Raw genomic sequence first — 8,011 nt, 5'->3', positions numbered from 1 at the left:
GCTCGGGTGGGTGGGGTTGGGTGGGGAGTGCGGGTGGGTGGGGGCTTGTCGCGCAGTTCCCCGCGCCCCTTACGGGGGCACGGTGAGTGCTCGCGCCCCCCGCGGCGGAGCCGCGCGAAGGACACAGCCCCGCGCCCCTTGCAGGGGCACGGTGAGTGCTCGCGGCCCTGCGGCGGAGCCGCGCGAAGGGCACAGCTCCGCGCGCCTTGCGGGGGCGCCCCGGCGCGTGGGGGGTCGTCTGGCTCGTAATAAAGTCGCCGCATGCTTGATGTCCTGACGTTGGTGACCGGGGTTGCCGCGCTGTTGCTCGGTGGGTGGTGCGGGTGGTCCGCCTCGCGGGATCAGCCGACGAAGGACTGGCACTTCATCGGCATGGCCGTTGTCTCCGCGCTCGCGCTTGTGCAGCTCGTCGTCGGTGTCGTGCAGCTCTCCCGGGGCGAGAAGCCCGAGCAGGGGACCACGATCTTCGTCGCCTATCTGCTGGGCGCGCTCGCGTGCGTTCCCGTGGCAGGCTTCATGTCGCTGGCGGAACGCACCCGCTGGGGTTCGGTGACCGTCGCGGCCGGCGGTGTGGTCCTCGCCGTCCTCGAAGTGCGGCTCTATGACATCTGGGGAGGCTGAGATGGCGGCGACACAGGAGCGGGACGCCGGGCGCGGCCGGCTCATCAGTGGGCCCGGCATGCTGCTGGTGTGGCTGTACGGCGTGATGGTCGTCGGCGCGGTGTCGCGCTCGGTGGTGCAGATCTCCACCGACTTCGACCGCGCGCCGCTCGCCTACTCGCTGTCCGCGGTCGCGGGCGTGGTGTACGGCTTCATCACGTACTCGCTGGTCCGCGGCGGGGAGGGCGCCCGCCGCGCCGCGCTGGCGTGCTGCGTGGCCGAGCTGGTGGGTGTGCTGACGGTGGGCACCTGGACGCTCGTCGAGCCGTCCGCGTTCCCGGACGCGACGGTGTGGTCGGACTTCGGGATGGGCTACCTCTTCATCCCCGTACTGCTTCCGCTGTCCGCGATCTACTGGCTGCGCAAGGGGAGTGCGGCCGGCGTCGCTTCCGCGTAACCGCCGGCCGCGCTGCCGCTCGGCTACGCCGTCGCCGCGTACGACGTCTCGGGGGCCGGCTTCTCCAGGACGATCATGCGGACGCCGTCGGGGCCCTCGGCGGTGCCGACCGTCTCGTAGCCCACCTTGCGGTACAGCCGCAGGTTGTTCTCGCTGCGGTGACCGGTGCTCAGCCGGAACCGCTTGGCGCCGCGCTCCTCGACCAGCGCTGCCTCGGCCGCGCGCAGCAGCCGGGCGCCGATGCCGTGGCCCTGCAACCGGGGGTGGACGCACAGCTTGCCGATGGCGGCGGCGCCGTCCTCGGTCACCGTGCCGTGCACCGAGCCCACGACCTCGTCGCCGAGGCGCGCCACGAAGACACAGTCGGCGGCGACCTCGGCGCGCACCGAGTCCAGCGGCTGGACCAGCGGGTCGATGCGGTAGTTCCCGTACAGCGCGGCTTCGCTCTGGAAGCAGAGGTATTGCAGTCTGAAGATCTGCTCGACGTCCTGCTCGGTCGCCACCGAGATGGTCACGCTCATGCCCATGTGCGCACGCCTCCCGCTCACCTGATCACCGGTCGTCCCCCACTCCTATCCCCGCCGTTCGCGGCCCGCAACCTCCGCCGCCAGCAATCGGCGCAGACAAGCCAGACATCTGGAACGTTCCGGTCCGAGACTGCCCTGTGAGATACCCAACTCCCCCGCGGTCTCCCGGTAGGTCAGGTCCCTCGGGGACAGCAGCGCGGCCATCAGTCCGGGGCAGCGGCCGGGCAGCCGGCGCACGGCGGCGTGGAGCGCGCGGTGGCGGGCGGCGGTGAGCGCCTGCTGCTCGGGGCCGGGCCCGCGGTCGTCGGCGGGTTCGCCGCCGTGGGGTGCGTAGGGCGTCTCGTGCCGGGTGGTACGGCGACTGCGGCGGGCCTCGGAGCGGACGGCCCGGCGCAGCCAGTCGGGCGGGTCGGCGGGCGGGGCGTCCGCGTCCAGCCGTTCCAGCAGGCGCAGCCAGACGGCCTGCTCCAGGTCGCCCGGTTCGGCGCCGGAGGCGTGGCCTTCCGCCGAGGCCTCCGCGGCCAGCAGCGGGCGCAGGGTGGTCAGCAAGTCGTGGGTCATGTGCGGCGTGACGCGGCCGCCCCGGCGCCGGTTGCCGGGGCGGCCGTACATCACCCGATCGAGGGGCCGGGGGGTGACGGGCCGTCAGGCTCTCCTGTGAAGCCCTAGTCGTTCCAGAAGTCCTCGCGGGCCAGGACGCCGGTGTCCGCGTTGTCGGTGAAGACGCCGTCGATGCCGGTGGCGAAGTACGCCTTGAACGCGCCGAAGGCGTCGCCGTAGCCGTCCGCGTCCGTGCCCTTGCGGAACTCGGCGGGGAGGAAGGGGTTCTCGTTGCGCATGGTGTAGGGGTGCAGGACGAGGCCCGCCCGGTGGGCGTCGGCGACCAGGGTGGTCGGGGTGGTGAGCCGGCCGGCGGAGTCCCTGGGGATGATCAGGTCGAGGGTGGGGCCGATGCCCTGGGCGTAGCCGGCGATCTCCTTGAGGCCCTTGGGGGTGATGAGGTCGGCCGTCGTGCGCGGGTCGCCGGTCGCGACGAAGTCCCAGGGGCGGGAGTCGGCGCCGGAGAGCAGCACGGCGAGCGGGTTGCCGACCAGTTCGCTCATCCGCCGGATGCTGGTGGGCTCGAAGGACTGGATGAGCACGGGAGAGTTCCGCCGGTGCTTGCCGTGCCGGCGCAGCAGCCGGGCGAGCCGCTCCTCGGTGCCGAGGCCCAGCTTGCGGAAGTAGGTGGGGTGCTTGATCTCGGGGTAGATCCAGACCTGCTTGCCGCGCCTGCGGGTCTGCTCGTCCTGCCACTTCAGGACCTCTTCGAAGGTGGGGATCTCGAAGCGCCCGTTGTAGAGGGTGTTGTGCGGGCGGTTGGCGGGGATCCGCTCGCTCGCGCGCAGGGTCTTCAGCTCGGCGAGGGTGAAGTCCTCGGTGAACCAGCCGGTGGTGGAGACGCCGTCCAGCACCTTGGTGGTGCGGCGGCCGGCGAACTCGGAGTGGTCGGCGACGTCGGTGGTGCCGCCGATCTCCGGTTCGTGCCGGCAGACGAGGTGGCCGTCCTTGGTGGGGACGAGGTCGCCGGCCTCGACGATGTCGGCGCCGAGGTCGAGCGCCAGTTCGTAGGAGCCGAAGGTGTGCTCCGGCCGGTAGCCGCTGGCCCCGCGGTGCCCGATGATCGTCGGCACGGGCAGGCCCTTCAGACCGCCGCCGTGCACGGGCCCCTTGCCCCCGGTGGCCCGCCCGGCTTCCGCCGCGCTCGCCGTGCCGGAGAGCCCGAGTACCGCGCCGCCCGCGCCGAGCACCGCGGCGCCGAGGAGCGCCCGGCGTCCGGTCCCCCGCCGCTGCCCGTCCGGCTCCCCGGGATCCGCCGGCCGGTCCGCCTGTCGAGACTCCATGCGCACTCCTTCTGGCTGTGATGGCCCGCACCTGCCAAAGCGGGACGATCGTAGGTGGCGGCGGGTGACGGTGGGGAGACGTGCAGCCGAACACGCGGGTGGGGCCGCATGTCGAGCGGCGTACCTCACACCGCTCCGGCGGGGGCGCGGGGCCGCGAGGACGCGCTGTCGCAGGTGAACGTGCGTCAATAGGGTGTATCCGTGGTGCGAACCCGGGATGCGCGCGGCGGTGACTCGCGAGTATCGTCCTCACCTGCACAGACTTCATCCTGGATCCATTGCCGTTTTCCCCGACACCGGAGGGCCCGTTGTCCCGCTTCGCGCTCATCAAGGCAGTACTCGGGCCGATCATGCGTCTGATGTTCCGCCTACGGGTGGAGGGCGCGGAGCGCATTCCGGCCGACGGCCCGGTCATCCTGGCCGGCAACCACCTCACCTTCATCGACTCGATGATCCTTCCGCTGGTCTGCGACCGGCAGGTGTTCTTCATCGGCAAGGACGAGTACGTCACCGGCAAGAGCCTCAAGGGCCGCCTGATGGCCTGGTTCTTCACCGGCGTCGGCATGATCCCGGTGGACCGCGACGGCGGCCGGGGCGGCGTGGCCGCGCTGATGACCGGCCGCCGGGTGCTGGAGGAGGGCCGCGTCTTCGGCATCTACCCGGAGGGCACCCGCTCGCCCGACGGGCGGCTGTACCGGGGGCGTACGGGCATCGCCCGGCTCACCCTGATGACCGGGGCGCCGGTCGTGCCGTTCGCGATGATCGGCACGGACAAGCTCCAGCCCGGCGGCTCGGGCCTGCCCAAGCCGGGCAAGGTCACGGTCCGCTTCGGCGAGCCGATGGAGTTCTCCCGCTACGAGGGCATGGACCGCGACCGCTACGTGCTGCGCGCCGTGACCGACTCCGTGATGGCCGAGGTGATGGAACTGTCCGGCCAGGAGTACGTGGACATCTACGCGACGAAGGCGAAGGCGGCGTAAGCGGCCACGCCTTCGTAACGTACGGCCAGGGACGGCGGGTTGCTCGGAGAGCGACCCGCCGTCGGCGTGGGCGGCGCGGCGGACGGCGGCGGCGGGCCCGGGGCCACCCGCCGTACCGGTACGGGCCTGCGCACCACGGCGTGCGGTGGGACGCGGCCCCGCACCCGGTGCTCACGGTCACGGTCTGCGGGGTTCGCCCGGTGCTCAGCGACAGGCGTTCAGTGCCAGGGCAGTTGGCCCCGGTGCGCCCAGTACGTCCGCGCGGGCTCGGCCAGCGCCTCCAGTCGGGCCTGTTGGCCGTCGTCGAGGTCGACGGCCGCCGCGTGCAGGTTGGAGGCGAGCTGGTCGACCGTCGCGGCGCCGGAGAGGACGACGCCGGCCCAGGGGCGGCGCAGGACGTACGCCAGGGCGACGGCGTCGCAGCCCGCGCCCGTCTCCTCGGCGACGGCCCGGAGTGCGGCCGGGGCGTTCGGGTCGGCCAGGCGGCCGTTGGCCATGCCTTCCTTGACGATCACCGTCAGCCCGGCGTCGTGCGCCTCGGCGAGGGCCGGGCCGGCCGAGGTCTCCAGGACGTTGTACGTCGACTGGACGGTACGGAAAAGCGGGGCGCCGTCGACCGTCACGGCGAGCGCGGCACGGATGGCGTCGGCCTGGGCGGGGCCGCTGGTGGAGAAGCCGACGGTGACGCCGCGCGCGGCGGCCTCGGCGAGCCGGGCGTGCAGTTCCCGGTCGGTGAGGGCGGGGCTGTCCGGCGTCACGGAGTGGATCTGGTAGAGGTCGAGCCGGTCGCCGAGAACCGCGTCGGTCTCGGCGCGCTGGCGTTCGTAGGTGGCCGTGCCGTGGTCCTTGACCTCGTGCTTCTCCGCGTCGGTGGTCCAGCCGGCGGTGTAGGTGTAGCCCCACTTGCTGCCGACGACGACATCGGTGACGTCCGGGCGGGCCCGCAGCCAGTCGGCGAGGAACTCCTCGGAACGGCCGTAGGAGCGGGCGGCGTCGAGGTAGCGCACGCCCTGGGCGTAGGCGGCGTCGAGGAGTTCGTGGGTGCGGGCGCGCAGGGCGTCGACGGTGCGCTCGGCCGGGAGGTCGCGGTCGCGGCCGAGGTTGATGTAGCCGGGGCGGCCGACGGCGGCGAGGCCGAATCCCAGGTGGCAGGTGGGGGTGGTGGCTGCGGCCAGCCGGGAGAAGGGCATCGCGGGTTCCGTTTCGTCGGCTCCGTCCGGTCGCCGACCAACGTAACCCGCGAGACCCTGTCCTCCCCCGCCGACCTGCTACTTCTTCGGGCCCGCCGCGTTCGCCCAGGCGTGTTGCGCGGCCAGGTTCTCCTTGACCTCGGCGAGCTGGACGGCGACCGCCTCCGGTGCCGTGCCGCCGCGCCCGTTGCGCGAGGCGAGGGCGCCGGGGACGTTGAGCACCGAGCGGACCTCGGGGGTGAGGTGGGCGGAGATCTTGGCGAACTGCTCGTCGGTCAGCTCGTCCAGTTCCTTGCCGTCGGCCTCGGCGACCTTCACGCACTCGCCGGCCACCTCGTGCGCGACACGGAACGGCACGCCCTGCCTGACCAGCCACTCGGCGATGTCGGTGGCGAGGGAGAACCCGGCCGGGGCCAGCTCCTCCAGCCGCTCGCGGTGCACGGTGAGCGTGGCCATCATGCCGGTGAAGGCGGGGAGCAGGATCTCCAGCTGGTCGATGGAGTCGAAGACCGGCTCCTTGTCCTCCTGGAGGTCGCGGTTGTACGCGAGCGGGAGGGCCTTGAGCGTGGCCATCAGTCCGGTGAGGTTGCCGATGAGCCGGCCGGACTTGCCGCGGGCCAGCTCGGCGATGTCGGGGTTCTTCTTCTGCGGCATGATCGACGAGCCGGTGGAGAAGGCGTCGTGGAGGGTCACGAAGGAGAACTCCTTCGTGTTCCAGAGGATGATCTCCTCGGCGATCCGGGAGACGTTGACGCCGATCATCGCGGTGATGAACGCGAACTCGGCGACGAAGTCGCGGGAGGCGGTGCCGTCGATGGAGTTGGCGGCGCTGCCGTGCTCGAAGCCGAGGTCGGCGGCGACCGCCTCCGGGTCGAGGCCGAGGGAGGAACCGGCGAGCGCGCCGGAGCCGTACGGGGAGACCGCGGTGCGCGTGTCCCACTGGCGCAGCCGTTCGGCGTCCCGGGAGAGGGCCTGGACGTGGGCGAGGACGTGGTGGGCGAAGAGCACGGGCTGGGCGTGCTGGAGGTGGGTGCGGCCGGGCATCGCCACGTCCGGGTGGGCCTCGGCGAGGCCGACGAGTGCGTCCTGGAGGTCGGCGATCAGTCCGCCGACGGTGCGGGCGTGGTCGCGCAGATACATCCGGAAGAGGGTGGCGACCTGGTCGTTGCGGGAGCGGCCGGCGCGGAGCTTGCCGCCGAGGTCGGGGCCGAGCCGCTCCAGCAGGCCGCGCTCCAGGGCGGTGTGGACGTCCTCGTCGGCGATCGTGCCGGTGAAGGAGCCGGCGGCGACGTCCGCCTCCAGCTGGTCGAGCCCGGCGATCATGCGGGTCAGCTCGTCCTCGGTGAGCAGTCCCGCCTTGTGCAGCACGCGTGCGTGGGCGCGGGAGCCGGCGAGGTCGTAGGGGGCGAGCCGCCAGTCGAAGTGGACGGACGCGGACAGCTTGGCCAGCGCCTCGGCGGGTCCGTCGGCGAAACGACCGCCCCAGAGCCGGACGTCACCGCTGTTGCTGCTCACTTGCGTGCTCCTCGGGGTGTCGATGGGACGCCGCCTCTCCGCGACGGGAGAACCGTGACGGGAGAACCTCGGCCTGCATGAGTATGCAGAACTCTGCATGAGTAGTCAATTTGCGGACGTCCGCGGGCCGGTCGCGTGAGCGGGCACCGTGGCCGTCCCGTGCGCCGGCCGGGGCGGCCGCGCTTCCGTCGTCGGGGGCCGGGTCCGCCGGGCATCTCAGGGAGCGAAATCACCCGGTCGACGGCGGGCCACCGCCGGATACTCGGGCGTATGGGAAAGACTCACGCGCGTATAGACGGCAGGCTGCGCACGTTCATCGAGGCGCAGCCGCTCTTCTTCACCGGGACCGCTCCCCTCTCCGCCGACGGCACGGTCAACGTCTCCCCCAAGGGTCTCAAGGGCTCCTTCGCCGTGCTGGACGAACGCACCGTCGCCTACCTCGACTTCGCCGGCAGCAACGCCGAGACCATCGCGCATCTGCGGGAGAACGGCCGCATCACGCTGATGTGGTGCGCGTTCGAGGGCCCGCCGAACATCGTGCGGGTGCACGGGCGGGGCGAGCCCGTCTTCCGCGACGACCCGCGCTTCGAGGAGCTCCTCGCGCACTTCCCGGACATCGACGCCGCCACGCACGGACTGCGCGCGATCGTCGTGGTGACGGCCGAGCTGATCCGGGACACCTGCGGCTACGCGGTGCCGTTCATGGCGTACGAGGAGGACCGCGAGCTGCACGGCAAGCGGTTCGCGCGGGAGGACGACGCCTCGCTGAGCGCGTACTTCACCAAGAAGGAGCACATCGCGACCAGCCTGGACGGACTTCCCGGGCTGCCGTTGCCGCTGCCGCCCCGTAGCGTCTGAA

Annotated in this window: 9 protein-coding genes; 4 read left to right on the top strand and 5 right to left on the bottom strand. The window is 72.3% G+C overall.

The window, feature by feature from the left end:
* Positions 1–261: 261 nt before the first annotated feature.
* On the top strand, positions 262–621 hold the full coding sequence (locus IO29_RS25555) for a hypothetical protein (RefSeq protein ID WP_030381872.1): 360 nt from the start codon (positions 262–264) through the stop codon (positions 619–621).
* A 1-nt stretch (position 622) separates the two neighbouring features.
* Entirely contained in the window at positions 623–1,057 is a 435-nt protein-coding gene (locus IO29_RS25550) for a hypothetical protein (RefSeq protein WP_030381871.1), read from the top strand.
* Positions 1,058–1,080: 23 nt separating this feature from the next.
* Here IO29_RS25550 and IO29_RS25545 read toward each other — a convergent pair whose 3' ends face one another.
* From IO29_RS25545 to IO29_RS25535, 3 genes are all read right to left on the bottom strand, one after another.
* The gene (locus IO29_RS25545; protein WP_030381870.1) at positions 1,081–1,584 is read right to left on the bottom strand and encodes a GNAT family N-acetyltransferase; all 504 of its coding nucleotides are present in this window, start codon (positions 1,582–1,584) and stop codon (positions 1,081–1,083) included.
* Positions 1,585–1,629: 45 nt separating this feature from the next.
* Positions 1,630–2,145: an RNA polymerase sigma factor gene (locus IO29_RS25540; RefSeq protein ID WP_030381869.1), complete on the bottom strand. Its 516-nt coding sequence runs from the start codon at positions 2,143–2,145 to the stop codon at positions 1,630–1,632.
* 104 nt (positions 2,146–2,249) lie between these two features.
* Complete coding sequence (locus tag IO29_RS25535) at positions 2,250–3,467, bottom strand: glycerophosphodiester phosphodiesterase (RefSeq protein ID WP_051707888.1); 1,218 nt, start codon at positions 3,465–3,467, stop codon at positions 2,250–2,252.
* A gap of 350 nt (positions 3,468–3,817) precedes the next feature.
* Here IO29_RS25535 and IO29_RS25530 point away from each other — a divergent pair, with 350 nt between their 5' ends.
* Positions 3,818–4,447 carry a lysophospholipid acyltransferase family protein gene (locus IO29_RS25530; RefSeq protein ID WP_234307623.1) on the top strand — a complete coding sequence of 210 codons (630 nt, stop codon included), beginning with the start codon at positions 3,818–3,820 and terminating at the stop codon, positions 4,445–4,447.
* Between the two features lie 218 nt (positions 4,448–4,665).
* On the opposite strand, the gene IO29_RS25525 is transcribed toward IO29_RS25530, so the two are convergent.
* Together IO29_RS25525 and argH are read right to left on the bottom strand one after the other, a co-directional pair.
* Complete coding sequence (locus tag IO29_RS25525) at positions 4,666–5,637, bottom strand: aldo/keto reductase (RefSeq protein ID WP_030381866.1); 972 nt, start codon at positions 5,635–5,637, stop codon at positions 4,666–4,668.
* 78 nt (positions 5,638–5,715) lie between these two features.
* Positions 5,716–7,152 carry an argininosuccinate lyase gene (gene argH / locus IO29_RS25520; protein WP_030381865.1) on the bottom strand — a complete coding sequence of 479 codons (1,437 nt, stop codon included), beginning with the start codon at positions 7,150–7,152 and terminating at the stop codon, positions 5,716–5,718.
* A 270-nt stretch (positions 7,153–7,422) separates the two neighbouring features.
* On the opposite strand from argH, the gene IO29_RS25515 reads away from it, so the two are divergent.
* Positions 7,423–8,010 (top strand): pyridoxamine 5'-phosphate oxidase family protein, encoded by a 588-nt coding sequence (locus IO29_RS25515; RefSeq protein WP_030381864.1) that lies wholly within the window; start codon positions 7,423–7,425, stop codon positions 8,008–8,010.
* The last annotated feature ends 1 nt before the right edge of the window (position 8,011 follow it).

The sequence above is a fragment of the Streptomyces sp. NRRL F-6676 genome, assembly GCF_000725625.1.
Lineage (GTDB): Bacteria > Actinomycetota > Actinomycetes > Streptomycetales > Streptomycetaceae > Streptomyces.
Note: the sequence above shows the minus strand (reverse complement) of the source record. Positions and strands in the feature narration are given on the sequence as shown.